Annotated in this window: 24 protein-coding genes and 2 pseudogenes; 10 read left to right on the top strand and 16 right to left on the bottom strand. The window is 71.0% G+C overall.

The window, feature by feature from the left end; genetic code table 11:
* Window positions 1–106: 106 nt before the first annotated feature.
* Both OG828_RS41380 and OG828_RS41375 read right to left on the bottom strand, forming a co-directional pair.
* The gene (locus OG828_RS41380) at window positions 107–1852 is read right to left on the bottom strand and encodes an RICIN domain-containing protein (protein WP_328504039.1); all 1746 of its coding nucleotides are present in this window, start codon (window positions 1850–1852) and stop codon (window positions 107–109) included.
* Between the two features lie 344 nt (window positions 1853–2196).
* Window positions 2197–2634, bottom strand: a complete 438-nt coding sequence (locus OG828_RS41375; protein ID WP_210571476.1) for a DUF4442 domain-containing protein — start codon at window positions 2632–2634, stop codon at window positions 2197–2199.
* A 135-nt stretch (window positions 2635–2769) separates the two neighbouring features.
* On the opposite strand from OG828_RS41375, the gene OG828_RS41370 reads away from it, so the two are divergent.
* Window positions 2770–4083 carry an MFS transporter gene (locus OG828_RS41370; protein WP_328504038.1) on the top strand — a complete coding sequence of 438 codons (1314 nt, stop codon included), beginning with the start codon at window positions 2770–2772 and terminating at the stop codon, window positions 4081–4083.
* On the opposite strand, the pseudogene OG828_RS41365 reads toward OG828_RS41370, so the two are convergent.
* From OG828_RS41365 to OG828_RS41345, 5 genes and pseudogenes are all read right to left on the bottom strand, one after another.
* Window positions 4045–4167: pseudogene (locus OG828_RS41365) on the bottom strand (spermidine synthase-like protein); the annotation flags it as partial. The gene OG828_RS41370 and the pseudogene OG828_RS41365 sit on opposite strands and share 39 nt — an antisense overlap.
* 20 nt (window positions 4168–4187) lie before the next feature.
* Window positions 4188–4310 (bottom strand): annotated as a pseudogene (locus OG828_RS41360) (spermidine synthase-like protein); the annotation flags it as partial.
* A 20-nt stretch (window positions 4311–4330) separates the two neighbouring features.
* Entirely contained in the window at window positions 4331–5176 is an 846-nt protein-coding gene (locus OG828_RS41355) for a spermidine synthase (RefSeq protein WP_328441699.1), read from the bottom strand.
* A gap of 97 nt (window positions 5177–5273) precedes the next feature.
* A complete protein-coding gene (gene tuf, locus OG828_RS41350) occupies window positions 5274–6443 on the bottom strand; it encodes an elongation factor Tu (protein ID WP_328368733.1) in 1170 nt (389 codons plus the stop codon).
* A gap of 304 nt (window positions 6444–6747) precedes the next feature.
* Window positions 6748–7470 carry a DNA alkylation repair protein gene (locus OG828_RS41345; RefSeq protein ID WP_328368731.1) on the bottom strand — a complete coding sequence of 241 codons (723 nt, stop codon included), beginning with the start codon at window positions 7468–7470 and terminating at the stop codon, window positions 6748–6750.
* 49 nt (window positions 7471–7519) lie between these two features.
* Between OG828_RS41345 and OG828_RS41340 the strand changes: the two genes are divergently transcribed.
* Window positions 7520–8290, top strand: coding sequence for a TVP38/TMEM64 family protein (locus OG828_RS41340; protein ID WP_328504037.1), 771 nt, complete (start codon window positions 7520–7522; stop codon window positions 8288–8290).
* Between the two features lie 10 nt (window positions 8291–8300).
* Here the strand turns inward: OG828_RS41340 and OG828_RS41335 are convergent, their stop codons facing one another.
* Entirely contained in the window at window positions 8301–9470 is a 1170-nt protein-coding gene (locus OG828_RS41335) for a thiolase family protein (RefSeq protein ID WP_328504036.1), read from the bottom strand.
* Between the two features lie 110 nt (window positions 9471–9580).
* Between OG828_RS41335 and OG828_RS41330 the strand changes: the two genes are divergently transcribed.
* Window positions 9581–10051 carry a winged helix-turn-helix transcriptional regulator gene (locus OG828_RS41330; RefSeq protein ID WP_328368722.1) on the top strand — a complete coding sequence of 157 codons (471 nt, stop codon included), beginning with the start codon at window positions 9581–9583 and terminating at the stop codon, window positions 10049–10051.
* 21 nt (window positions 10052–10072) lie between these two features.
* Here OG828_RS41330 and OG828_RS41325 read toward each other — a convergent pair whose 3' ends face one another.
* Both OG828_RS41325 and OG828_RS41320 read right to left on the bottom strand, forming a co-directional pair.
* A complete protein-coding gene (locus tag OG828_RS41325) occupies window positions 10073–10999 on the bottom strand; it encodes a PmoA family protein (RefSeq protein ID WP_328504035.1) in 927 nt (308 codons plus the stop codon).
* Window positions 10996–12267 carry a Gfo/Idh/MocA family protein gene (locus tag OG828_RS41320; protein WP_328504034.1) on the bottom strand — a complete coding sequence of 424 codons (1272 nt, stop codon included), beginning with the start codon at window positions 12265–12267 and terminating at the stop codon, window positions 10996–10998. The genes OG828_RS41325 and OG828_RS41320 overlap by 4 nt, the downstream gene beginning before the upstream one ends.
* 260 nt (window positions 12268–12527) lie before the next feature.
* On the opposite strand from OG828_RS41320, the gene OG828_RS41315 reads away from it, so the two are divergent.
* Window positions 12528–13403, top strand: coding sequence for an undecaprenyl-diphosphate phosphatase (locus OG828_RS41315; RefSeq protein ID WP_328504033.1), 876 nt, complete (start codon window positions 12528–12530; stop codon window positions 13401–13403).
* 87 nt (window positions 13404–13490) lie between these two features.
* Entirely contained in the window at window positions 13491–13670 is a 180-nt protein-coding gene (locus OG828_RS41310; protein WP_210571033.1) for a hypothetical protein, read from the top strand.
* A 20-nt stretch (window positions 13671–13690) separates the two neighbouring features.
* Here the strand turns inward: OG828_RS41310 and OG828_RS41305 are convergent, their stop codons facing one another.
* Window positions 13691–14431, bottom strand: a complete 741-nt coding sequence (locus OG828_RS41305) for an SDR family NAD(P)-dependent oxidoreductase (protein ID WP_328504032.1) — start codon at window positions 14429–14431, stop codon at window positions 13691–13693.
* Window positions 14432–14579: 148 nt separating this feature from the next.
* Between OG828_RS41305 and OG828_RS41300 the strand changes: the two genes are divergently transcribed.
* Together OG828_RS41300 and lnt are read left to right on the top strand one after the other, a co-directional pair.
* Window positions 14580–15089: a nuclear transport factor 2 family protein gene (locus tag OG828_RS41300; RefSeq protein ID WP_328441693.1), complete on the top strand. Its 510-nt coding sequence runs from the start codon at window positions 14580–14582 to the stop codon at window positions 15087–15089.
* Between the two features lie 91 nt (window positions 15090–15180).
* Window positions 15181–16746 (top strand): apolipoprotein N-acyltransferase, encoded by a 1566-nt coding sequence (lnt, locus tag OG828_RS41295; protein WP_328504031.1) that lies wholly within the window; start codon window positions 15181–15183, stop codon window positions 16744–16746.
* Here lnt and OG828_RS41290 read toward each other — a convergent pair.
* Window positions 16670–17575: a Gfo/Idh/MocA family protein gene (locus tag OG828_RS41290; protein ID WP_328504030.1), complete on the bottom strand. Its 906-nt coding sequence runs from the start codon at window positions 17573–17575 to the stop codon at window positions 16670–16672. The genes lnt and OG828_RS41290 overlap by 77 nt on opposite strands.
* Entirely contained in the window at window positions 17572–18771 is a 1200-nt protein-coding gene (locus OG828_RS41285) for an FAD-dependent monooxygenase (protein ID WP_328504029.1), read from the bottom strand. Before OG828_RS41285 ends, OG828_RS41290 begins: the two co-directional genes overlap by 4 nt.
* A gap of 87 nt (window positions 18772–18858) precedes the next feature.
* Here OG828_RS41285 and OG828_RS41280 point away from each other — a divergent pair, with 87 nt between their 5' ends.
* The 3 genes from OG828_RS41280 (at window position 18859) to OG828_RS41270 (ending at window position 20547) form a co-directional block, all read left to right on the top strand.
* Window positions 18859–19455, top strand: coding sequence for a TetR/AcrR family transcriptional regulator (locus OG828_RS41280; RefSeq protein ID WP_328504028.1), 597 nt, complete (start codon window positions 18859–18861; stop codon window positions 19453–19455).
* 40 nt (window positions 19456–19495) lie between these two features.
* Entirely contained in the window at window positions 19496–20008 is a 513-nt protein-coding gene (locus tag OG828_RS41275; RefSeq protein WP_328504027.1) for a DinB family protein, read from the top strand.
* A gap of 80 nt (window positions 20009–20088) precedes the next feature.
* Window positions 20089–20547 carry a hypothetical protein gene (locus OG828_RS41270; RefSeq protein WP_328504026.1) on the top strand — a complete coding sequence of 153 codons (459 nt, stop codon included), beginning with the start codon at window positions 20089–20091 and terminating at the stop codon, window positions 20545–20547.
* A gap of 12 nt (window positions 20548–20559) precedes the next feature.
* Here OG828_RS41270 and OG828_RS41265 read toward each other — a convergent pair whose 3' ends face one another.
* From OG828_RS41265 to OG828_RS41255, 3 genes are all read right to left on the bottom strand, one after another.
* Window positions 20560–21033 carry a hypothetical protein gene (locus tag OG828_RS41265; protein WP_328368688.1) on the bottom strand — a complete coding sequence of 158 codons (474 nt, stop codon included), beginning with the start codon at window positions 21031–21033 and terminating at the stop codon, window positions 20560–20562.
* A gap of 106 nt (window positions 21034–21139) precedes the next feature.
* Window positions 21140–21823 (bottom strand): uracil-DNA glycosylase, encoded by a 684-nt coding sequence (ung, locus tag OG828_RS41260; protein WP_210571024.1) that lies wholly within the window; start codon window positions 21821–21823, stop codon window positions 21140–21142.
* 80 nt (window positions 21824–21903) lie between these two features.
* Window positions 21904–23484, bottom strand: coding sequence for an ABC transporter substrate-binding protein (locus OG828_RS41255; protein WP_328368679.1), 1581 nt, complete (start codon window positions 23482–23484; stop codon window positions 21904–21906).
* Window positions 23485–23563: the final 79 nt, after the last annotated feature.

Genomic DNA, 23563 nt, shown 5'->3' with positions numbered 1-23563 from the left:
AGAACCGACTTGACACTCCGTTAGACACCACGGGCGCGACGGGAAAACTGCTTGCGAGGGTGACTCGAGTCAATGAGTCACCCTCAGGGCAGGTGACCCCCCGTGATCAGTGGAGAGCGGCCTCAAGAGTCGCGACGACGGAGTCGGCCGCTGCAGACGCCGCGTGCAGGACACGACCCTCGACCGGAAGATCGCCGGCACGCGTTCCCGGCGCCTCGGCCTCGGATTCATCCCCGGCCCCGGCCTGGACAGAACGCGTCTGGTACCGCTCGGGCGGATCGTCGGGCCCCTGCTCCGAGGGCCGGTCCGGAGACTTCCGCACCTCCGGCTCGGGGGCACTGGACTCGTCGGGCGCGTCGCTCCCCGGGTTGAGCACCCACCTCTGGTCCGGGGATCCGTCCCGGTCGGTGACGACCACGTCCTTGCCCGGGCCGGGTGCGACGGCCTGCCCGTTGCGCCAGCGGAGCAGCAGCTCGCCGTGCACGGTCAGGTCGTACTGCACCTGCCCCGCGTGCACCACACACCCGGCCAGCGCGACCGCTCCCCGGTCGGCGTCGGAGCCGAGGCAGAGGGTCGGATCGGCGAGGCTGCGCAGCAGACCGTCGTTCTCGTACGACCACTGCTGCGACCCGGCGGACGAACAGGCCGCCAGTACGGCCGCCGTACCGGGCTCCACCCGGCCGTCGCGCACATCGAGGCACGCGTCGGCGGCCGGGTTGCGGAACCTGCCGTGGCCGACCCCCGACGGCCGCTGCGCGGAGGCGGACGACGGCTGGGACGCCGCGCTCGGCCGACCGGAACTGCCGCTGGGCACACCCCAGGTGGCCTGCGCGCCGGGGACACCGTTGTCTTCGGACCAGCCCTTGGCGGTGAGCACGGTGGCCAGCAGCGCGAGGGAGGTCAGGCCGACTCCGACGACGACGGCCTTCTTGTGCCGTCGGGCCGGGGTGAGGAGGCCGCCGGGTGCGGGACGGTGGCGTCCGCCGCCTCTCGGACGGGCGAAGGCGCGTGCGGCGGGCAGGTCCCGGGACCCACCGCGGCCGGGCCGTGAGTCGAGATAGCGGACCGCGCCCCAGCCGAGCACCGTTTCGGCGAGCAGCACTTCCAGGCCGCCCTCGAAATGGCTCAGCTGCTCGGCGGCGTGACGGCAGTACCGGCACTCCGTCAGGTGGCGTCGTACATCCGGCAGCAGTGCCCCGCCACGGCGAATCGGGACATCGAGGAGTCGGTTGTAGAAGCGGCATTCCGCGGAGGGCGCGAGTTCCCGGTGGGCGCGCACACAGCCCGCCCGGAATTGTTCCCGAGCCTGCTCGAGAGCGGCGGTCGCGGTGCCCGAATCCACCCCCAACAGACCAGCTGGTACGGATATGGGGTCGGCTTCGGCTTCGGTGTGCCAGAGCAGGCATTGCGAGGCCCCCGGAAGGGCTCCGAAAGCGTGCTCGGCGAGCCGCCGTCTTTCGGGCGTCACGGAGCGCGCCGCGAGCAGTCCGCGCCCACCGGTCGGTTTGCGGAGTTCGGGCAGCACCGTGGAAATGGCCTCCTCGGCGGCCCACTCCTTGACCGTGTCCCGTACGGCAGCGAGAAGGCGGGGCCGCAGCGCGCCGCCGGTGGGCCGGCCGAGCACTCGATGGAACGCGGCGGTGGCCACCATCGCCGCCGAACTCTCCGCGGAGGCCAGGCAGATGACTGCGTAGTCGTACGTCGCCCGCCAGTGCCGGGTCAGCAGCAACCCGACGGCTCGGCAACCGCCGTCGGGTCCGTTCAGCTGGGCGACGAGATTACGGTCGGACTCCCCCTGGCTCGCTCCGGGCCGCGGCGGGTACGGGGGCCGTGGGGGGTGGGGAGATTGCACTGAACCATTTCCTTCCAAGCCGCTGGACGGCAATGTGAATGACATCCGTCGGAAAGCAGGCGCCGGATTGGTGCAGACCGGAGAAAGACCCTGACCTTTACCTTCTCGCGGGAGGATCACTTTCGCACAAGCGCCTGACAGGAAACAAGAAGTTCGAGTGACCGATGTTCAAAACGCAAGAAATTCAGACTGTTACCAGCGGTATCCGCACCCGCATTCGAAAAATGCCCGGGGTATGGCCGTCAAGTTGTGTACGTCCAAAGCCGGCTGGCACACGAAATCTCCAACTTATGGCGAAGGCCCCGGGACGCGCCCGGGGCCTTCGTCTTCTTCACTACCGGCGTTCAGCCATTGGGCCGGAGCGTCCACACCACGGTCATCTCGCCGGTGACGGCGCCGTCCTCGCGCTGGATGGCGACGGTCACCGGGAACTCCGGGCGCTTGCCCTCGTCGAGTTCGGCGACGATGTCGGCGGCCGGGCGGCCGAGCGTCGCGGTGGCCCTGACCGGCCCGAGCGCGATCTTCTTGAAGGCGATCTCGGCGTTGACCGGGAGGGGTACGGCCCGCGAGAGCTGGTCCCCGAAGGCGGCCAGGACGATCGCGCCGCTGGCCGACTCGCCGAGGGTGAACATCGCTCCGGCATGCGGACCGCCGACGTGATTGCGGTACTCGCTCTGGTCCGGGAGAGCCAGCACGGCCTTCTCCGGAGTGGTCTCCAGGTACTCCAGGTTCAGGGTCCGAACCATCGGCACCGTGGCGGCGAGCAGTTCGCCGATCGACATCTGGTCTGCGCTCATGACCGGCATGTTACCCACGAGTAGCTCACGCTGGCCAGATCTGTGTGGCCGGAGTCATCACGTCCCTGACGACCGGAAACGGGTTTGGCAAGCAGGGGTCGGGGCGGGGATAGTCGGCCGGTGACCTCCGCCGCCGAATCCCGCGCCCGACATCCGCGCAGGCCCGAGTGGGCGGGCCGCAACTACAGCCTGCTGACCGCCGCCGCGGTCGTCACGAACCTGGGCAGTCACGGCGCGCTGATCGCCGCCGCGTTCGCCGTGATCGAGACCGGCGGCGACGGCGGTGACGTGGGCCTGGTGGCCGCCGCCCGCACGCTGCCGCTGGTGCTCTTCCTGCTGATCGGCGGCGCCGTCGCGGACCGGCTGCCCCGGCATCGCGTCATGGTCGCGGCGAACGCCCTCAACGTCGTCTCGCAGGGCGCGTTCGCCGTGCTGGTCCTCGCCGGCGAGCCGCAGCTGTGGCAGATGATGCTGCTGACCGCGCTGGGAGGCACCGGTCAGGCGTTCTTCAGCCCGGCCGCGGAGGGCATGCTGCTGTCCACGGTCAGCGGGGAGCAGGCGAGCCGCGCGTTCGCGGTGTTCCGGATGGCGATGCAGGGGGCGGCGGTGGGCGGCGCGGCCCTCGGTGGCGCGATGGTCGCCGCGATCGGTCCCGGCTGGGTCCTCGCGGCCGACGCCGCCGCCTTCGCGGTCGCCGCATCGCTGCGGTCCTTCCTCGACGTCGGCCACATCCCGCCGCGCGAGCCGGGCGGCGGGCTCCTCGCCGATCTCCGGGATGGCTGGCGGGAGTTCACCGGCCGGCCATGGCTGTGGGCCGTCGTCGTGCAGTTCTCCGTCGCGAACGCTGTCGTCGCCGCGGCCGAGGCGGTCTACGGCCCCCTCGTCGCCCGGGACCATCTGGGCGGGGCGGGCCCCTGGGGTCTGGCACTGGGCTGCTTCGGCGCGGGCACGGTGGCCGGCGCACTCCTGATGACCCGCTGGAAGCCACGTCGTCTGCTCCTCGCCGGCACCCTCTGCGTCTTCCCCCTCGCCCTGCCCGCCGCCGCCCTCGCCGTGCCGGTGCCGGTCGCCGCGCTGTGCGCGGTGATGTTCGTGACCGGGGTGACGCTCGAGGTCTTCGGGGTGTCCTGGATGACCGCGCTCCATCAGGAGATTCCGGAGGACAAGCTGTCGCGGGTCGCCGCCTACGACTGGTTCGGCTCGGTCGCCTTGGTGCCGCTGGCAACGGCGCTGGCGGGCCCTGCGGAGGAGGGACTCGGGCGGACGAACGCGCTGTGGGGCTGCGCGGCGCTGGTCGTCGTGGTGACCGCGGCAGCCCTGTGCGTACCGGACGTACGGAACCTGCGCCGCACCACTACACCCGTGACCAAGGGGACGCCGCGTGCGGACAACGGCTCAGCCGATGCCGAACGCCCCGTCCGGGGGCTCGGGTGACGCCACGGCGTCCTCGTCCCCGACCGGACGCGCGCCGCCGGTGAAGTGCCGTAGAGCGAGGCCGTGTTCGACGCCGGCAAGGAAGACAACGCCGGGAGCACCGCTCAGCCGATGCCGAACGCCCCGTCGGGGGGCTCGGGTGACGGCACGGCGTCCTCGTCCCCGACCGGACGCGCGCCGCCGGTGAAGTGCCGTAGAGCGAGGCCGTGTTCGACGCCGGCAAGGAAGACAACGCCGGGAGCACCGCTCAGCCGATGCCGAACGCCCCGTCGGGGGGCTCGGGTGACGGCACGGCGTCCTCGTCCCCGACCGGACGCGCGCCGCCGGTGAAGTGCCGCAGGGCGAGCCCGTGTTCGACGCGGGCCGGGAAGGCGTCGGCGGCGGTGAGCCGGGCCAGCGCGCCGATGTCGACGGGATGGTGCGCGGCGACGAGGATCGCGTTGCCGAAGCGCCGGCCGCGCAGGACGGCCGGTTCGGCGATCAGCGCCAGCTCCTGGAACACCGTGGCGAAGGTGGCGAGTTGGGAGCGCAGGAAGGCGAAGGGCGTGGCATCGGCGAGGTTGGCGAGATAGACGCCGCCTGCTCGCAGCACCCGGTCGGCCTCCGCGGCGTAGGCGACCGACGTCAGATGCGCCGGCACACGTGAGCCGCCGAAGACGTCCGCGACGATGACGTCCGCCGACCCGGCGGGCGCGTCCGCCAGCCACGCACGCGCGTCCGCGGCATGCAGGGCGATACCGGCCCCGTCCGTGAGCGGAAGCTGCTCGCCGACCAGCTCCAGCAGCGCCCGGTCGGCCTCCACGACGTCCTGCCGGGAGCCGGGCCGCGTGGCCGCCACATACCGGGGCAGGGTGAGCGCTCCCCCACCGAGGTGCAGGACGTCCAGCGGACTCCCCGGTTCGGCGACGGTGTCCAGGACATGCCCGAGCCGCCGCGCGTACTCGAACTCCAGATGCGTCGGCTCATCCAGATCGACGTACGACTGCGGCGCCCCGTCGACGGTGAGCAGCCAGGCCCGCTTCCGATCGACATCGGGCATGAGCTTGGCGATGCCGTGGTCGACCGTCCTGGTCACGGGTATGGATTCGTTCACTCCCCCATTGTGCGGTGAGTGTCCCCACCCAGGGGGCGCGGGGAACTGCGCGACCAGCCACAACGGCCCCGCAGTCCCCCACGCACCTGTGCCACCCTCAGAGAAGGGCCGTCACGGTCCCCGCCCCAACCGTCCGTCCGCCCTCACGGATGGCGAACCCGAGCCCCGGCTCCAGCGGCACCTCGCGCCCGAGCTCGACGGTCAACGTGACCGTCTCCCCGGGCCGCGCGACCCCCACCTCACCGAGGTCGATGTCCCCCACCACATCCGCCGTACGGATATAGAACTGAGGCCGGTATCCGGAGGAGACAGGCGTCGTACGCCCACCCTCACGCGCCGACAGGACATACACCTGCGCCGAGAACCGACGACTGGGCACCACACTGCCGGGTGCGGCCACGACATGCCCGCGCCGGACCACGTCACGGGCGACTCCCCGCAGCAACAGCGCCACACTGTCCCCGGCCTGCGCCTCCTCCATCGGCTTGCCGAAGGTCTCCAGGCCGGTGACCACGGTGTCGACGGAGGCGCCGAGCACTTCGACCCGGTCGCCCACACGGACCGTGCCCCGCTCGACGGCGCCCGTCACCACCGTCCCCCGGCCGGTGATCGTGAGCACGTTCTCGACGGACAACAGGAACGGCGCGTCCAAGTACCGCTCCGGCATGGGCACATACGTGTCCACGGCGTCCAGCAGCGCCTCCACGGACGCCGTCCAGCGCGGGTCGCCCTCCAGCGCCTTCAACCCGGAGACCCGTACGACGGGCGCCGCGTCACCGCCGTACCCGTGCCGGGAGAGCAGGTCACGGACCTCCAGCTCGACCAGGTCGGTCAGCTCCTCGTCGCCCGCGTCGGCCTTGTTCAGGGCGACGACGATGTGGTCGACGCCCACCTGCCGGGCGAGCAGCACGTGTTCGGCGGTCTGCGGCATGATCCCGTCGAGCGCGGAGACGACGAGGATCGCCCCGTCGAGCTGCGCGGCCCCGGTGACCATGTTCTTGACGTAGTCGGCGTGGCCCGGCATGTCGACGTGCGCGTAGTGCCGGGTGTCGGTCTCGTACTCGACGTGCGCGATGTTGATGGTGATGCCGCGCGCGGCCTCCTCCGGCGCCCGGTCGATCCGGTCGAACGGGACGAAGGACGCGGCGCCGCGCTCGGCGAGGACCTTGGTGATGGCGGCGGTCAGGGTGGTCTTGCCGTGGTCTACGTGGCCCATCGTGCCGATGTTCAGATGTGGTTTGGTGCGCACGTATGCCGTCTTGGACATGGCTGTACCTCGAAGTCTGTCGTGAAGCCTCTGTGTGGAGAGCGGGGACCCCAAGGACTTGCCGACCCTCCCCCTGCGGGGTCCGCCGGACGATCCGGAGAGGGTCAGCTTCGGGCGCCGTCGGCGGCGGCCAGGAAGATGGCGACGGCAGCCTTCGGAGCATCCGCGACTGCGGATGCTGCAACGACGAAGGCGTACCGGAACATGGCTCCGATCATTGCCGACGCTTTGCCCGACGTCGAATGATTTATCGGGGCAGAGGAGTCGGGGCAGCGGAGTCGCGGCAGCCGAGTTCAGGCTCCGTTCAGGCTCCGATGTTCTTCAGCGCCTCCCGCACCGACAGCGGCGCGAGCTTCCCCTGCTCCCGGGCCAGGAAGGCCCGTACGGCCTCCGGGTCGGTCTTGGCGTACTCGCGCAGGCACCAGCCGATGGCCTTGCGGATGAAGAAGTCCGGGTGGCCCGACTGATGCAGGCAGTAGGCGAAGAGGCGCTCGGTGTCGGTGTGTTCCTTGTAGCGCAGCTGGTGGAGCAGGGCCGTGCGGGCGATCCACAGGTCGTCGTCGGCGATCCAGGCGTCCATCTCGGTCTTCAGCTTCGGGTCGGCGGCGACCAGGCCTCCCACTACGTGGGAGGCGAGTGCGTCGACGGTGTCCCACCACGGGACGGTGCTCACCAAGTGCCGGGCGACCGGCAAGAATCCCGAGGAACAGCGGCCGATGTGGCGGCGCAGATAGTCGACGGCGAAGTAGTGGTACTCCCGCTCGGGGAGCTGCCAACAGCGCAGGGCGATCGCGGTGCAGTCGGTCTCGTCGGGGCGGGGCACGCCCACCAGGACCGTGCGGGACAGGGCGCGCCGCTCCGGTGTGCCGAGGCCGAGGAAGGGGGCGACATCCTTCATGTACGCCCGCATGGCCACGGCGCGTTCCGGGTCGGCCGCGGCGGCATAGGTGACGGTGAGCCGCTTCAGGACGGTGTCGGCAACATCGCTGCGGGGTACATTCGTTGTTCCCCCTCCTGTGACGCCCATGAGACGAACCATACGGCGATCACACACCTGGGTCGGTTAGTGTCGCCGAATGCTCGATGCCACCACCCGCTCTGGGGGCACCGCACCCACGGCCGCTCCGCCGGCCGACGCCACGGAGCTCGCCGCCGCCGTCCCCACACCGGGTGGCTTCGCCACGCGCTGCACGAGAGTGCTGCTGTCGCCGTGGTCGCGCCTGTCCCTGCTCGTCGCGCTGCTCGCGGCGGCCGGGGCGTCGGTGCTGCTCTTCGAACCCCAGAAGCTCATGGCGCAGGGCTGGCCGCCTCAGATCGGCGGTCCCACGGCGGTGGTGATCTTCGCGGTGGCGTACGGCCTGGTCACCGTGGCGTTCGTGCCGCGGCCGCTGCTGAACCTCGCGGCCGGCGCGCTCTTCGGCTCGGCCCTGGGCCTGGTCGCCGCCATCATCGGCACGGTGATCGGGGCCGCGATCTCCTTCGCGCTCGGCCGGCTGCTCGGCCAGGACGCCCTGCGCCCGCTGCTGCGCGGCCGGTTGCTTCATGCGGCGGACAGGCAGTTCAGCAGGCACGGTTTCCGGTCGATGCTGGCGGTGCGGCTGTTCCCCGGGGTGCCGTTCTGGGCGGCGAACTACGCCGCCTCCGTCTCCCGCATGGGCTACTTCCCGTTTCTGCTCGCCACGGCGCTCGGTTCGATGCCCAACGTCGCCGCGTACGTCGTCGCCGGCGCCCGGGCCGGGGCGCCGACGTCTCCGGTGTTCCTGATCGCGGTGGCCGCCATAGCTCTGCCGGCCCTCGGGGGCGCGGTGCTGGCCTGGCGCAAGCGCCACCACCTGCGCCGCCGCTGAACCGGCCGGGTCAGACCGACTCGAGGACCATCGCGTTGGCGAGCCCGCCCGCCTCGCACATCGTCTGCAGGGCATACCGTGCGCCGCGCTCCCGCATCGCATGCACCACCGTGGTCGTCAGGCGGGTGCCGCTCGCGCCGAGCGGGTGGCCGATGGCGATCGCGCCGCCGTGCACATTGACCTTGGCGAGGTCGGCACCGGTCTCCTGCTGCCAGGCCAGCACGACGCTGGAGAACGCCTCGTTGACCTCGAACAGGTCGATGTCGTCGAGGGAGAGCGACGCCCTGCGCAGCACCTTCTCCGTGGCCGGGATCACGCCGGTGAGCATGAGGAGCGGGTCGGATCCGGTGACGGCGAAGCTGTGCAGCCGGGCCAGCGGGCGCAGACCGAGTCGGGCGGCGGTCTCGCTGGAGGTGATGAGCACGGCGGAGGCGCCGTCGTTGACGGGGCTGGCGTTGCCCGCGGTGACGTTCCACTCGATCTGCGGGAAGCGCTCGGCGAACGCCGGGTCGTGGTAGGCGGGTTTGAGGCCGGCCAGGATCTCGGGGGTGCTGGACGGACGGACGCACTCGTCACGGGTGACGTCGTCCAGGGGCGCGACCTCGGCGTCGAACAGGCCGGCGTCCAAGGCCGCGGCGGCCTTGTGATGCGAGGAGACCGCGAAGGTGTCCATCTGCTCGCGGGTGATCGACCACTTGGCGGCGATCAGCTCGGCGCTGATGCCCTGCGGGACGAGTCCCTCGGGGTAGCGCTCGGCGATGCCGGGGCCGAAGGGGTCGGCGCCGGGCGGGACGTTCGACCACATCGGCACCCGGCTCATCGACTCGACACCGCAGGCGACGACGAGGTCGTACGCGCCCGAGATGACGCCCTGGGCCGCGAAGTGCACGGCCTGCTGGGAGGAGCCGCACTGGCGGTCCACGGTGGTCGCCGGGACGGTCTCCGGGAAGCCGGCGGACAGAGCGGCGTAGCGGGTGGTGTTCATGGCCTGCTCGCCGACCTGGTCGACGGTTCCGCCGATCACGTCGTCGATCAGCGCCGGGTCGACGCCGGAGCGGGCGACGAGGGTGCGCAGGGTGTGGGCGAGGAGCTCGACGGGGTGGACGTGGGCGAGGGAGCCGTTCGGCTTGCCCTTGCCCACCGGGGTGCGTACGGCTTCGACGATCACTGCGTCACGCATGGTGCGGGCCTCCGCGACTAAAGCAACTACATGACTACCGGTTAGTAGGAAATCCAAACTCACCATAGCCCAGAGGGTTGGAAAATCAAACCCTCCTCTAGACTGGCGTCATGGCCGCCATGAAAGACGCCCGCCCCTGCTCCATCGCCGACACCCTGGCGCTCGTCGGTGAGAAGTACTCGCTGCTCGTCCTGCGGGAGGTGTGCCTCGGCAACGGCCGCTTCGACCAGCTCGTACGCAACATCGGCGCCCCGCGCGACATCCTGGCCACCCGGCTGCGCCGCCTCGTGGACGCCGGGGTCCTGACGAAGCGGGCCTACAGCGAGCGTCCGCAGCGTTTCGAGTACCGGCCGACGCAGGCGGGGCTCGAACTGGAGCCGGTCCTGATCACGCTCATGGCGTGGGGCGACCGCCATCTCCGCCAGGACGACAACCGCCCCATGGTGATCGAGCACATCTGCGGCAATGAACTGGTCCCCGTCGTCACCTGCACCGCCTGCGCCGGCGCGGTGCACCACGAGGACCTGACGGCCCATCCGCAGACGCCCGGCTGGACGGTGTCGGGACCGACGGCGGCGTAAGCCTTCAACAGGCCGCTGTCCTCACCAGGGGTGCGCCTCCAGGTACTTGGCGACCTCGTCCCGCTCCCAGGCTCCGTCGGCCACGACGACCCGGTAGCGGCGGGTGAGGGTGTCGCCGGGCGCGAGTTCCAGTTCGTCGAAGAAGGCCCATGAGGGGGCGACACCGGCGAAGGGTTCATTGCGGACGAACCAGTGGGCGGGGTGGGCTCCTCGGTCGCCGAGGTGGTCGTTCTCGGGGGCGTGCTCGAAGACGAGGGTGGCGTGGCCGTCCGTGCCGTCGTGTTCGCCGGAGAGGGCGAGCCAGGGCGCCTGCGTGCCCATCAGCTCGGTGCCCTCGCCGTCCGGCCCGATGATCCGCCCGTCCCGGAAGGCGCGCGGGCCGCGCCAGAACAGGCCCGTATAGCCGGCCAGTTCACGCCCCGCGGTGGTCGGGCTGCCGAACCGCAGCGGCTCCTCGCGCCGGTTGGTGACCGCGGTCGTCCAGGTCAGCGCCCAGGACCCCGCGCCCGGATCGACGTCGTGCACCTCGATCCGGCGCTCCTCCTCGGCCCACAGCTCACCGTCGTACGGGTGCCAGGTCAGCCGTTCGGCGATGACGAGCCGGTCGCCGTCCGAGGAGATCTCGTCGAAGCCGACGTGCGCCATCGACCCGACCCGCTCCGGGAGTTCGAGATACCCCTCTCCGTGCACATAGGTGTTGCCGCCCCACAGATTCGCCCCGGACAGATGCGAGGCCGTGAGCGACAGGCCCTTGTGCCAGCGGTGGTCGTTGGGCCGGTAGTCGGTGACGACGGCGCCCGCGAGGGTCCGCAGCGGATGGACGTACGGCCTCGGCGCCTCCCAGGCGGCCTCCGGCCGGTACACATAGGCGAGCAGTTCCACACCGGTGACCGGTTCGGTCACGGTGATGCGGTCGCCGTACGCGTGCGTGATGCGCAGCCCGGTCACGCCGAGACCCCCTCGCCGACGATGGGGGCCCAGCCGGGAGCGCCGCCGTGCATCGCCGCGTAGTACGGGTCGCCCGGGCCGATCTCGCCCGCCTTCACCGTCGCGTCCGTGAACGCCGACTTGTAGAGCGCGGCGATCAGCTCCAGGCTCGTCCGCCCGTCGGCGCCGCTGCTGCGCGGTCGCTGTCCGGCCCGCATGCTCGCGACCAGCTCCCTCAGCTGCGCGAGATGCGAACTGGGCACGTCCTCACCGAAGTCCTGCCACCGCGCGGCCAGTTCGGCGGGCACGTCGGACGCCGGGGTGATGCGCCAGTGGGCGTTGCTGTGGCCGTAGAGGTGGGTCAGCTCCACGGTGGCGCGGGCGCAGTCGATGCGGATGCGACTGACCTCGTCGGGCGACAGAACGCTGTTGACGACGGTCGCCAGCGCGCCGTTCTCGAAGCGGACCAGGGCGGTGGAGACGTCCTCCGTCTCCACGTCGTGCACCAGCCGTCCGGCCATCGCCCGGACCTCGCTCCACGGGCCGAGCAGATCGAGCAGCAGATCCATCTGATGGATTCCGTGGCCCATGGCCGGACCGCCGCCCTCGGTCTGCCAGCGCCCACGCCAGGGCACCGCGTAGTAAGCGGTGTCGCGATACCAGGTGGTCTGGCAGTGCGCGACCAGCGGCCGCCCCAGGGCCTGCTCGGCGAGCAGCCGTCGTACATGCCGGGAGCCCGAGCCGAAGCGGTGCTGGAAGACGATGGCGGCATACGGCCCGCCGTCCTCGCCCTCCGCGGCCTCGACGGCGTCGAAGTCGGCCAGCGTCGGCACGGGCGGCTTCTCGCACCACACCCAGGCACCCGCGCGCAGGGCGGTGACGGTCTGGTCACGGTGGAGCGTGGGCGGAGTACAGATGGTGACCAGGTCGGGCCGCTGCTCCGCCAGCATCCGGTCCAGGTCGGTGTAGGCGTGCGGAATGCCGCTCTCTGCGCAGCATGCCTCGGCCGAGGCGACATCGATGTCGACCGCGGCAACGACCTCGACCTCCCCCTCCTCAGCGAGCCGCGCCAGCGCGGGCAGATGCGAGTCACGAGCGATCGCACCGGTGCCGACGACGGCAACCTTGATACGGCGGCCGGTAGCGCCCCGAAGGGGCGCGGGGCTGTGTCGATATGCGGCTCCGCCGCGGGGCGCGACCAGCCACGACGGACCGGCAGGCGATCGACGGCCCATCGCCGCACTTCCCGCGGAGCGATACGTCCCGGGTTCGGACTCGGATGCGGGCATGGACGTGATCAGCACTCCTCAGGGGACGAGCAGGACTCCCCAGGGAGCCAGCAAGCGCTTTCTCTACCGCTGCAACGTAAGCGCAGCCCCCATCGCAGGTCAACACCGTCGAACCCGCTGCCACCGCCCGGCTGCGACGCCCCTGTGCCAGGGCTGTCGGCCCGGGACGCTACGCTTCCCCCCGACACCTGTGATCACCGCACCGGCGGCTGGGGGCTCCCGTCGTTCCGGCCCGACCAGCACTTGGACTCCGTAACTTCATGTCTTGGTTTGAATCCCTCATCCTCGGACTCGTCCAGGGGCTGACCGAGTTTCTGCCCGTCTCCTCCAGCGCGCATCTGCGGCTGACGGCGGCCTTCTCGGGCTGGGAGGACCCGGGCGCGGCCTTCACCGCGATCACCCAGATCGGCACGGAGACCGCGGTGCTGATCTACTTCCGCAAGGACATCGGGCGGATCATCGCGGCCTGGACGAAATCGCTCACCGACAAGGCCATGCGCAAGGATCACGACGCGCAGATGGGCTGGCTGGTGATCGTCGGCTCGATCCCGATCGGCGTGCTCGGCGTGACGCTCAAGGACCAGATCGAGGGGCCGTTCCGCGATCTGCGGATCACGGCGACCATGCTGATCGTGATCGGCGTCGTCATCGGCGTCGCCGACCGGCTGGCGGCGCGCGACGAGAGCGGCGGCCGGCATCGCGCCGCCAAGGAGCGCAAGCAACTCGCGGATCTGAACGTGAAGGACGGCCTGATCTTCGGCGCCTGCCAGGCCGCGGCCCTCATCCCCGGGGTCTCCCGCTCCGGCGCGACGATCAGCGGCGGCCTCTTCATGGGCTACCAGCGCGAGGCCGCGGCCCGCTACTCGTTCCTCCTCGCCATCCCCGCCGTGCTCGCCTCGGGCCTCTTCGAGCTCAAGGACGCGATGGAGACCGGCCACGTCTCCTGGGGGCCGACGGCCTTCGCGACGGTGATCGCGTTCGCGACCGGATATGCCGTCATCGCCTGGTTCATGAAGTTCATCTCGACCAAGAGCTTCATGCCGTTCGTCTGGTACCGCATAGCGCTCGGCATCGTGATCGTCATACTCGTGACGGCGGGCGTCCTGAGCCCGCACGCGGCGGAGTCGGCGGGCTGAGCCCGCCCGGTACCCGTGACCAACGGCATATGGAATGAGTAGCGGTTCGGTAGCGCAGTGTCAGTGCTTGCCCCTAGGCTTGCCCGCATGCCCCGCGAATCCGTGTCCTCTGGTTCCTTACGGTCTGCCGCCGAGGTGAATGAGCAGATCCGCGCGCTGTGGATGCGCGCGGGCGGCTCGCTGTCGGCCGAGGAGCGCGCGGAATACGAGCTGTTGGTGGTCGAGTGGGCGGCCGCGATCCGTGGCGATGTGATCGAGGCTGCCTGAGTGTTCGGCGAACCGGCAGGTCACATTCCGCCCGAGACCCGCAGCACCGCTCCCGTCGCGTAGGACGCGTCCGGTGACATCAGCCACGCCACCGCCGCCGCGATCTCCTCGGCCTGTCCCGGACGGCGCAGCGGGATCCTGGCAGCCGCGCGCCGGGCGCGATCCGGGTCGCCCATGGCCGCGTGTATCTCCGTGTCGATCACGCCGGGGGCCACGGCGTTGACACGGATGCCGTCAGGGCCGAGTTCCTTGGCCAGGCCCAGGGTCAGCGCGTCCACGGCCGCCTTGGTCGCCGCGTAGTGCACATACTCGCCGGGGCTGCCGAGGGTCGCGGCGGCCGACGAGACGTTCACGATCACGCCGCTCCCCCGGGCCGTCATCAGCTGTGCCGCCCGGCGCGAACACAGCAGCGCGCCCAGCAGGTTGACGTCGACGACCCGCCGCAGGACCGCGGGGTCAGTGTCCGCGAGCCGCCCCAGCAGGCCGGTCACCGCGGCGTTGTTCACCAGCCCCGTCACCGGCCCGAGTCGCTCCTCGGCCACCTCGAAGAGCCGCGCCACATCCGCCTCGACCGATGTGTCCACCCGCACCGGCACCGACCGCCCGCCGGCCTTCCGCACTCCGTCGGCCACCGCCTCGGCGGCCTCGGCGTCCCGGACGTACCCCACCACGACGTCGTGCCCCTCCTCCGCGAGCCGCAGACAGGTCGCGGCGCCGATGCCCCGGCTGCCGCCGGTGACCACGGTGACGGGACGGCTCATTCGGTACCTCCTGGCTCGCTCACGGCATGAAGATCGGCCCAGCTTCGCAGAGGGGGTGGGGCCACTCGTACGGTCCCCCTGGTGAACGGCCCCCGAATATCGCCGCGTACCCCTTGGCTCGGCCGGTCACATGCCCAAAACTGAGCCGATGACGCAGCGTGTGGAGCTTGCCACCGTGATGGACCGGCTGGCGGTCGACGAAGTGATCACCGACTATGCGGTGGCCGTGGACGACGGCGACTGGGAGGCGTACCGGGAGTTGTTCACGGCGGACGGGCGGGCGGACTACCGCTCGGCCGGCGGGATCGAGGGAGATTCCGGGAAGATCGCGGAGTGGCTCGCCGAGAGTATGCGGCTGTTCCCGATGCGGCAGCATCTGATCGTCAACCGCCGGGTGCGGTTCGGGACCCTGGAGCAGGACGCCGGCGACACCGCCCGGGTGCAGGCCGACTATGTGAATCCGATGCGGTTCGCCGGTGACGACGGTGGATCGGCGGCTCCGGACTTCCTGTGCGGCGGCCGGTACGCCTTCTCCTTGACGCGCACGTACGACGGCTGGCGGCTGCGCGAGGTCGTGGTGCGGGAGAAGTGGCGCCGCATGCCGACCGGCGGCCCAGGCCCTGATCGGGCCGACGCGACCGACGGCCGACGCCCCTGACCGCCCCGGCGTGATCAAGTCGGCCGATGCCGTCTGTCCCGCGATCATCCGGGCGCGCACACTGGAGGGAAACCGGTCTGGGAGGCGCCGTATGAAGTCGTTCGGGCAGTGGCTCACCTCCCCATGGCGCCGGTCCGCGCTCGCTGCCCTGGCCGGCGCCCTGCCCGTGCTCGCGTTCCCCGCGCCGTCGCTGTGGTGGTTCGCCTACGTCGCCCTGGTCCCCGGGATCGCGCTGATCCGCTCCGCGCCGACCGGGAAACGGGCGCTGTACGACGGCTGGAGCGGCGGCTTCGGGTTCATGGTGGCGATGCACCACTGGCTGCTGCCGAACCTGCACGTCTTCATCTTCGTGCTCGCGGCGCTGCTCGGCGCCCTCTGGGCCCCCTGGGGGTGGCTGGTACGGCATTTCCTGGCCGGGGTGCCGTCCGCGGGCCGTATCGCCGCCGCGCTCGCCGTGCTGCCGGCCGGCTGGCTGATGGTGGAGCTGGTGCGGTCCTGGCAGGGGCTGGGCGGGCCGTGGGGCATGATCGGCTCCAGCCAGTGGCAGGTGGAACCGGCGCTGCGGCTCGCCTCGGTGGGCGGCGTGTGGCTGCTGAGCTTCCTGGTGGTCGCCGTGAACGTCGCGGTCGCCGTGCTCGTGGCGATACGCGCGTCCCGCGTGCCCGCTGTCATCGGGCTCGTCGCGACCGCGACCGCCACCTCCGCGGTCTGGATGTGGTCACCGCGCCCCGACACGGACGGCCGGATGCGGATCGCCGTCGTCCAGCCGGGCGTCGTCCCCGGCCCCGACAACCGCTTCACCCGCGAGGAGCAGCTCACCCGCGAACTGGCCGGGCAGGACCTCGACCTGATCGTCTGGGGCGAGAGCAGCGTCGGCTACGACCTGGTCAGGCGGCCCGACCTCGGGCGGCGGATCGCCGCGCTGTCCCGTGAGACGGGGACGGACATCCTCGTCAACGTGGACGCCCGGCGCTCCGACCGGCCCGGCATCTACAAGAGCTCGGTGCTCATCGGCCCGAACGGCTACACCGGCACCCGCTACGACAAGATGCGGCTTGTCCCCTTCGGCGAATACATCCCGTTCCGCTCGGTCCTCGGCTGGGCGACCTCCGTCGGCGAGGCGGCGGGCGAGGACCGCAGGCGCGGCACCGGGCAGGTCGTCATGGATGTCGGCCAGGGGCTGCGGGTCGGGCCGATGGTGTGCTTCGAGTCCGCGTTTCCCGACATGAGCCGCCATCTCGCCGACGACGGCGCCGACGTACTGATCGCGCAGTCGGCGACCTCGACGTTCCAGCAGAGCTGGGCCCCCGAGCAGCATGCCTCGCTCGCCGCGCTGCGTGCCGCCGAGACCGGCCGCCCGATGGTGCACGCCACACTGACCGGCGTCTCCGCGGTCCACGGGCCCGACGGAGAGCGCGTGGGCCAGTGGCTCGGCACGAGCGAGAGCGCCTCGCAGGTCTACGACGTGCCGCTGTCCCACGGCGTCACGCCGTACGTCCGCTTCGGCGACTGGGTGGTACGGGCCGCGCTGCTGATCATGGCCGCGTGGTGCGCCGTCGAGGGACTACGGACGCTGCGGTTCAGGCGGCACGCTCCTCGACCGCCTGTACAACCCGCTCGCACAGTTCGTGGGTGGCCAGCGCGTCACGGGCACTGAGCACCTTGCCCGCCCGCACCGCGTCGAGGAAGGCACCCGCGGCCTGCTCGATGCCGCGCTGCCGGGACACCGGCACCCAGTCCCCGCGCCGCCGCACCGTCGGCTGCCCCTTGTGGTCGATCACCTCGGCGAGATTGACCACCTGACGCTTGGTGTCCTGCCCGGACACCTCCAGAATCTCCTCGGCCGAGCCGCTGAGCCGGTTCATCACACCGAGCGCGGTGAAGCCGTCCCCGGCGAGCTGGAGCACGACGTGGTGCAGCAGGCCGCCCTCGGTGCGGGCGCGCACGGTCACGTCGTCGACCGGGCCCGGCACCAGGAAGCGGAGTGTGTCCACGACATGGATGAAGTCGTCGAGGACCATCGCGCGCGGCTCCTCCGGCAGCCCGATCCGGTTCTTCTGCATCAGGATCAGCTCGCGCGGATGATCGGCGCACTGCACATACCCGGGCGCGTACCGCCGGTTGAACCCGACGGCCAGCGAAACGCCCCGCTGCTCCGCGAGCGCCACCAGCCGCTCGGAGTCGGCGAGTTCGTACGCCAGCGGCTTGTCGACGTACGTCGGAACGTCCGCCTCCAGCAGCCGGGCCACGATGTCGGGGTGCACGACGGTGGGCGCGTGCACGAACGCGGCGTCGAGGTCCTGGGCGAGGAGCGCGTCGAGGTCCCGGTGGCGCCGGGTGCCGGGGAGGTGGAGCGTGTCGGCGACGCGGTCGAGCGTCGCGGGTGTGCGGGTCTGGAGGTGCAGTTCGATGTCCGGCTGCGTCGCCAGCACCGGCAGGTACGCCTTCTCCGCGATGTCACCGAGTCCGATGCAGCCGACCTTCACGGGGCGTGCTCCTCTGACCGTTGCCTGCCTGGGTCTTTCCCGGAAGCATACGGCGGCTGCGGTGGCCGCCAGTCGACCCCGTCGAAGCTCCGCAGGATCAGCGCCGGTCCGGCCTTCGACAGCGCGGCGATCAGGGTGTTGCGTACAGCCATGGCGGCCCGGCTGTTCGTCAGGTTCAGGCGCGCGACCCGCACGGCCTGGCGGGCGACAGCGGTCGTACGAGGCAGCCGCGCCGCCGAATAGGCAGCGAGGTCGTCCCAGTGGTGCGCGAGCACGATCGCGTCCTCGATCGCCTGGTTGCCGCCCTGGCCGAGCGTCGGGGGCATGGCATGGGCGGCGTCGCCGAGGAGGGCGACCCGGCCGCGGTGGAAGGCGGGCAGCGGGTGGGCGATGTGGTGGACGTCGTGACGCAGGACGTCCTCGGGGCGGGCCGCGGCGAGGACGGCGGGGATCGGGTCGTGCCAGTCGCCGAACAGGCGGACCAGCTCGGCCTTCTCGTCGTCTGGCGCCCGCTCCCCCGCCGGGGCCAGGGCGGCGGCGTACGCGTAGACCCGGCCGTCCTTGAGCGGCTGTGTGCCCCAGATACGGCCCCTGCCCCAGGTCTCGTGCGAGGCGGGCTCGGCGCCCGGCACGGGGATCACGACGCGCCAGGTGGTGAAGCCGGAGTAGACGGGTCCGGGGTGCTGGGGGAACAGGGTCCTCCGTACGCCGGAGTGGATGCCGTCGGCGGCCACGACCAGGTCGGCATCCCACTCGCCCTCGGGCGTGCGCACCCGTGCCGGGCGGTCGGCGTCGCCGGGGTCGGCGAGGGTCGCGGCGGCTGCCGGGCGGACGGCGTCCGGCGGGAGCTGTGCGGCGAGGCTGTTGATGAGGGTGGCGCGGTGGAGGAGGACGAGGGGGTCGCCGAAGCGGGCGGCGACGGCCTCGGCGTTGGCACGGGAGAGCCACCGCCCGCCGGGGGTGCGCAGGCCTCCGTCGCCCTGCCAGGCGGCGAGGTCGCGGATCTCGTCGCCGAGGCCGATGACGTCCAGGGCGCGCAGGGCGTTGGGGGCCAGGGAGATGGCCGCGCCGACCGGGTCGAGCGTGCGGGCCCGCTCCAGCACGGTGACCTGCAGGCCGCGCTGGTGCAGGGCCGCCGCCGCGGTCAGGCCGCCGATTCCGCCGCCGATCACGACAACCTGCGATGTCTGTGCCATGGCTCCTCCTCAGGCCTTCACTACAGGTGTAGTGAGGCGCTGCGCCGACGGTACTACAGGCGTAGTGCTGGCGGTAGGTTGACGTCCATGTCCGAACGCACCGAGAGCCCCTCCCGCACCGACCTCGTCGCCGACACGGCGCTCGCCCTGCTCGCCGAGCGCGGGATGCGCGGGCTCACCCACCGGGCGGTCGACGAGGCGTCAGGGCTCCCCCAGGGCTCGACGTCAAATCTGGCGCGCACCCGGCAGGCACTGCTGGAGCTGGCCGTGCGCCGCCTCGCCGAGCGCGAGTCACGCGTCCTGGCGCTGGACGAGATGCCGGACCCGCGAGGTGGCCGCGACTCGGTGGTGGACGGCCTGGCGCTGGCCACGCACCGCGCCCTGACCCACCACCGCGACCTGACGCTGGCCCGCTACGAGCTGGCCCTGGAAGCGACGCGCCGTCCCGAGCTGCGCGCCTACTTCGACGCCACCGGCGCGCGGTTCCGTGACCAGCTCACCGCCCTGGCCACGGCGATGGGCTCGACTGCCCCGGCGCGGCACGCGCTGTCGCTGATCGCCTGGGCGGACGGGCTGATGTTCTCGTGCGTGGCGGGGTCCTTCAGCGCGGAGGTGCCGAGCGTCGATGAAGTACGGGCGGGGTTGCGGGAGTTGCTCGACGGGATGCTCGGCGGGGCATCGTAAATCGCTGGTGGGGCGGGGCGGGGTGGGTCAGGATGCAGGCATGACCATCGAGCGCCGTGAACCCGCCAACACCGCCGACGAACGCACCATGCTGGAGGGCTGGCTGGACTACCACCGCGAGACCCTCGCATGGAAATGCGAAGGCCTGACCGACGCCCAGCTCAGGAGCACCTCCGTGGAGCCGTCCACGCTTTCCCTGATGGGGCTGGTGCGGCATATGGCGGAGGTGGAGCGCGGCTGGTTCCGCAAGGTGCTCATGGACGAGGACGCGGGGCCCATCTACTACTCCGACGAGGATCCGGACGGCGACTTCCACGTCAACGAGGAGGACAGCTGGGAGGAGGCGCACGCCACGTGGCGGGCCGAGATCGACATCGCCCGGCGCAACGCGGCCGGCTTCGACCTGGACGACCTCTCCAAAGGCAGGAGCCGACGCTCCGGCGAGCAGTTCAACCTCCGCTGGCTCTACACCCACATGATCGAGGAGTACGCCCGCCACAACGGCCACGCCGACCTGATCCGCGAGCGCATCGACGGCGGCACCGGCGACTGACGGCGGCGCCGATCACCCATGTGGGGCATCCTGCGCTGTCCGCCGCCCGAGAGGGCAGCCGACGCAGCAGAGTTGCGCGGGTGCATCGAACGTCGACCACCGCAACGCTCCTGGTCACCGTGGCTGCCTCGGCCCTCTCCGGCTGTGTGACGGTCCAACTGCCGCCCGCGTCGGGGCCCTCGGCGCCGCCCTCCCGGACCGTTCCTTCCCTGCCGGACGCCAGCGCGGAGCCGCAGATCGTGCAGGCGCCCGCGCGGGAGGCACTGGAGCGGATCGGACCGCCCCATGAGCCGTCGCCGACGGCGTCGGCGCGGCGGCCTCCCCCGCCGGCGCCGGCCCCGGAGAAACCGGCGCCTTCACGCCCGAGCCCACCGCGTCCGGCGCCGCGGCCTCCAGAAGCACCGCAGCGGCAGCCCGCCGACGTGACCCAGCCGGTTCCCAAGGACCTCGGTGATGTCTGTGACCTCGGCAGACAGTACGGCGGCTGGCCGCAGGACAGCCCGCAGTCGAGGATCTGCGAGCAGACGTACGGGCGTTGAGGGATGCCCGCGCTACGTCCCCAACCGCAGTTCCAGCCGGCTGATGGCCGCCCGCACCCCGTCCCCGTAGGGATCGTCCCCCAGGGCGTGCACCGCGCCTCGTGCCTGTCGGATGTGTGCACGTGCGGCCTCGGCGCGGCCCAGCTTCACATAGTCGGCGGCCAGATTGAGATGGAGGGAGGGATACAGCGCCCGCGCGGCCAAGGCCCCCTCGTGCTCGGCGAGCCGCTCGTCCGTCAGTTCTTCTGCCGCGGTCAACGCCCGCAGATCCCAGGCCAGTTCGTCCACGGGATCGTCCTGCGTGTCGGCCATGTAGTGCGCCAGGGTGCAGCGGTGCAGTGGGTCCCCGGTCGCGCCGATCTCCGCCCAGAGGTCCAGGAAGCGGTGCCGGGCCTCCTCGCGGTCGCCCGCGTGGTGCAGCATGACGACCTGGCCGATGCGGGTCATGACCGCATCCGGCGCCGCCTGCTCCTGTCGCTCCGCCACCGCACCCTCCCAGCCCGTCACCGATGTCGCTCTGCGACGACGCTAACCGCAGGCACTGACAATCCCGCCGAGGCGGGGCCGACCCAGGGGGACGGCCCGCTCCAGGTCAGCCGAGGTTCGGGATGCGCCAGTCGATCGGCTCGTGGCCCTGCCGGGCGACGGCCTCGTCGATCTGGGTGAAGGGACGCGAGCCGAAGAACTTCTTCGCCGACAGCGGCGAGGGATGGGCGCCCTTCACCACCACATGGCGCTGTTCGTCGATCAGCGGGAGCTTCTTCTGGGCGTAGTTCCCCCACAGGACGAAGACCGCCGGGTCGGGACGGTCGGCAACGGCGCGGATCACCGCGTCGGTGAACTTCTCCCAGCCCTTGCCCTTGTGCGAGTTGGCCTCGCCCGCGCGGACCGTGAGCACCGCGTTGAGCAGGAGCACGCCCTGCTCGGCCCACGGCATGAGATAGCCGTTGTCCGGGACGGGCGTGCCCAGCTCGGCCTGCATCTCCTTGTAGATGTTGCGGAGGGAGGGCGGGGTCCTGACTCCCGGGCGGACCGAGAAGCACAGGCCGTGCCCCTGGCCCTCCCCGTGGTACGGGTCCTGGCCGAGGATCAGGACCTTCACCTTGTCGTACGGCGTCGCCGCCAGCGCGGCGAAGACCTCCTCCCGCGGAGGGTAGACAGGACCCTTCGCGCGCTCCTCCTCCACGAACTCCGTCAGCTCCTTGAAGTAGGGCTGCTGCAGTTCGTCGCCCAGAACCCCGCGCCAGGACTCGGGCAGCATGGAGATGTCGGTCACGTCGACTTCCTTACGATGTGTGGTCGCTTCGATCCCCCAGAACCTACCGGCGACCACTGACAATCGGCGCTGCTACCGCACTACCAGCTGGTCTTCCGGTACAGCTCCCACATCATCATCATCGTCGCCGGGTCGATGACCTTCTCCAGACCGGCGATCTCCTCGTTCGCGGCCGTGTACGCCTTGCCCTGCCACAGCGGGATCAGCCGCGCGTCGTCCACGAGGATCTGCTGGGCCTCCTCGAACTCCTCGGCGACGGCCCCGCGGTCGCTCTCCTCGCGCGACCGCGGCAGCAGCTTGGTGGTGATCTCGGGGGAGCTGTACGGAGTGCCGAGCGCGTTCTGCTCGCCCACGAAGGGCGCGATGAAGTTGTCGGGGTCGTTGAAGTCGGGGTTCCAGCCACGCCCGAAGACCGGGTACTCGCCCTTCTGGTAGCCCTCCGAGTAGGTCTTCCAGGGGCGGCTCTTCAGGGTGACCGCGAACAGGCCGGACGCCTCGAGCTGTCGCTTCAGCTCCTCGAAGGCCGGCTTGGTCTGGGAGCCGTAACGGTCGGTGGTGTACCAGAGCGTGAGAGGAACCGTTTCGGTGACGCCCGCCTCGGTGAGGATGGCCTTCGCCTTGGCCGCGCTGGGGTTGCCGTAGTCGTCGAAGAAGCCCGTCCCGTGGCCCACCAGACCCCTGGGGATCATGGAGTACAGCGGCTCGACGGTGTCCTTGTAGATGTTGTGGGCGAGCGCCTTGCGGTCGATGATCTGGGCGACCGCCTTGCGGACCGCGGGGTTCTTGGCCCAGCTGTCCTTGGGGTTGAACACCAGATAGCTGATCTCGGTGGTGGGGTTCTCCATGATCTGGAGCCCGTCCTTGTCGCGGTTGACCTGGATGTCCACGATGTCCGAGGCGCCGAGACCACGGTAGATGACCGAGATGTCGTTGCTCTTCAGCGCCGTGACCAGCTCGTCCGACTGCTGGAAGTACCGGATGGTGACGGCGGAGTTCTTGATCTCCGCCAGGCCCTTGTAGTCCTCGTTGCGGGCCAGCTCGGCCTTCTCGCCGTCTTCGTAGGAGGCGAGTTTGTACGGCCCCGAGCCGGTGATGTTCCCGTCCTCGCGGAGCTTGTCCGCGGGGTACTCCTCGGGGTCCACGATCGACATGGCGGGCGTGGTGAGCACCAGGGGGAAGGTCGCGTCGGGCTGGCCGAGGTGGAAGACGACCTCGCGGTCGCCCTTCACCTGCACCCGGTCGAGGGTGGTCAGCAGGCCCGCGGGGCCACCGTTGACGTTGATCTCCTTGATCCGGTCGAACGAGTGCTTGACGGCCTCGGCGTCCAGCGCGTGCCCGTTGGAGAACTTCAGACCCTCGCGCAAAGTGCACGTGTACACGGTGCTGGAGCTGTCCGTGAACTCGCAGCTCTCGGCGGCGTCGGGTTCGGGCTTGGTCGAACCGGGCGAGTAGCCCAGAAGGGGTTGGTAGACGTTACGCATCAGCTCCCAGGAGCTGTCCCAGGCCGCGGCCGGGTCCAGGGTGCTCGGCGCGCTGGTTGTCCCCACGATGATCGGGTCCGCGTCGTCAGAGGCGTCCGAGGAGAACACACCACACCCGGTCACCATGGATATGGACGCGATCACCGCGAGTGGCGGCGAGATTCGGTTCCGATTGAACACGTGCATGCTCCTCGAAATGCCGTACACAAGTGGCCGAACGATACCGCAGGCTCCTGGAACCGCTTCCACTCGGCTGGCA

The organism is Streptomyces sp. NBC_00457, assembly GCF_036014015.1.
Taxonomy (GTDB): domain Bacteria; phylum Actinomycetota; class Actinomycetes; order Streptomycetales; family Streptomycetaceae; genus Streptomyces.
This window is presented reverse-complemented; position numbering and strand designations above follow the sequence as displayed.

Coding starts and splice junctions, on each gene's coding strand:
- OG828_RS41375 (WP_210571476.1), bottom strand. CDS start 2,634: ATGTCGATCGGCGAACTGCTCGCCGCCACGGTGCCGATGGTTCGGACC.
- OG828_RS41335 (WP_328504036.1), bottom strand. CDS start 9,470: ATGCGTGACGCAGTGATCGTCGAAGCCGTACGCACCCCGGTGGGCAAG.
- OG828_RS41300 (WP_328441693.1), top strand. CDS start 14,580: ATGACGCAGCGTGTGGAGCTTGCCACCGTGATGGACCGGCTGGCGGTC.
- OG828_RS41320 (WP_328504034.1), bottom strand. CDS start 12,267: ATGCCCGCATCCGAGTCCGAACCCGGGACGTATCGCTCCGCGGGAAGT.
- lnt (WP_328504031.1), top strand. CDS start 15,181: ATGAAGTCGTTCGGGCAGTGGCTCACCTCCCCATGGCGCCGGTCCGCG.
- OG828_RS41285 (WP_328504029.1), bottom strand. CDS start 18,771: ATGGCACAGACATCGCAGGTTGTCGTGATCGGCGGCGGAATCGGCGGC.
- OG828_RS41330 (WP_328368722.1), top strand. CDS start 9,581: ATGGCCGCCATGAAAGACGCCCGCCCCTGCTCCATCGCCGACACCCTG.
- tuf (WP_328368733.1), bottom strand. CDS start 6,443: ATGTCCAAGACGGCATACGTGCGCACCAAACCACATCTGAACATCGGC.
- OG828_RS41275 (WP_328504027.1), top strand. CDS start 19,496: ATGACCATCGAGCGCCGTGAACCCGCCAACACCGCCGACGAACGCACC.
- OG828_RS41305 (WP_328504032.1), bottom strand. CDS start 14,431: ATGAGCCGTCCCGTCACCGTGGTCACCGGCGGCAGCCGGGGCATCGGC.
- OG828_RS41345 (WP_328368731.1), bottom strand. CDS start 7,470: ATGGGCGTCACAGGAGGGGGAACAACGAATGTACCCCGCAGCGATGTT.
- OG828_RS41280 (WP_328504028.1), top strand. CDS start 18,859: ATGTCCGAACGCACCGAGAGCCCCTCCCGCACCGACCTCGTCGCCGAC.
- OG828_RS41340 (WP_328504037.1), top strand. CDS start 7,520: ATGCTCGATGCCACCACCCGCTCTGGGGGCACCGCACCCACGGCCGCT.
- OG828_RS41315 (WP_328504033.1), top strand. CDS start 12,528: ATGTCTTGGTTTGAATCCCTCATCCTCGGACTCGTCCAGGGGCTGACC.
- OG828_RS41310 (WP_210571033.1), top strand. CDS start 13,491: ATGCCCCGCGAATCCGTGTCCTCTGGTTCCTTACGGTCTGCCGCCGAG.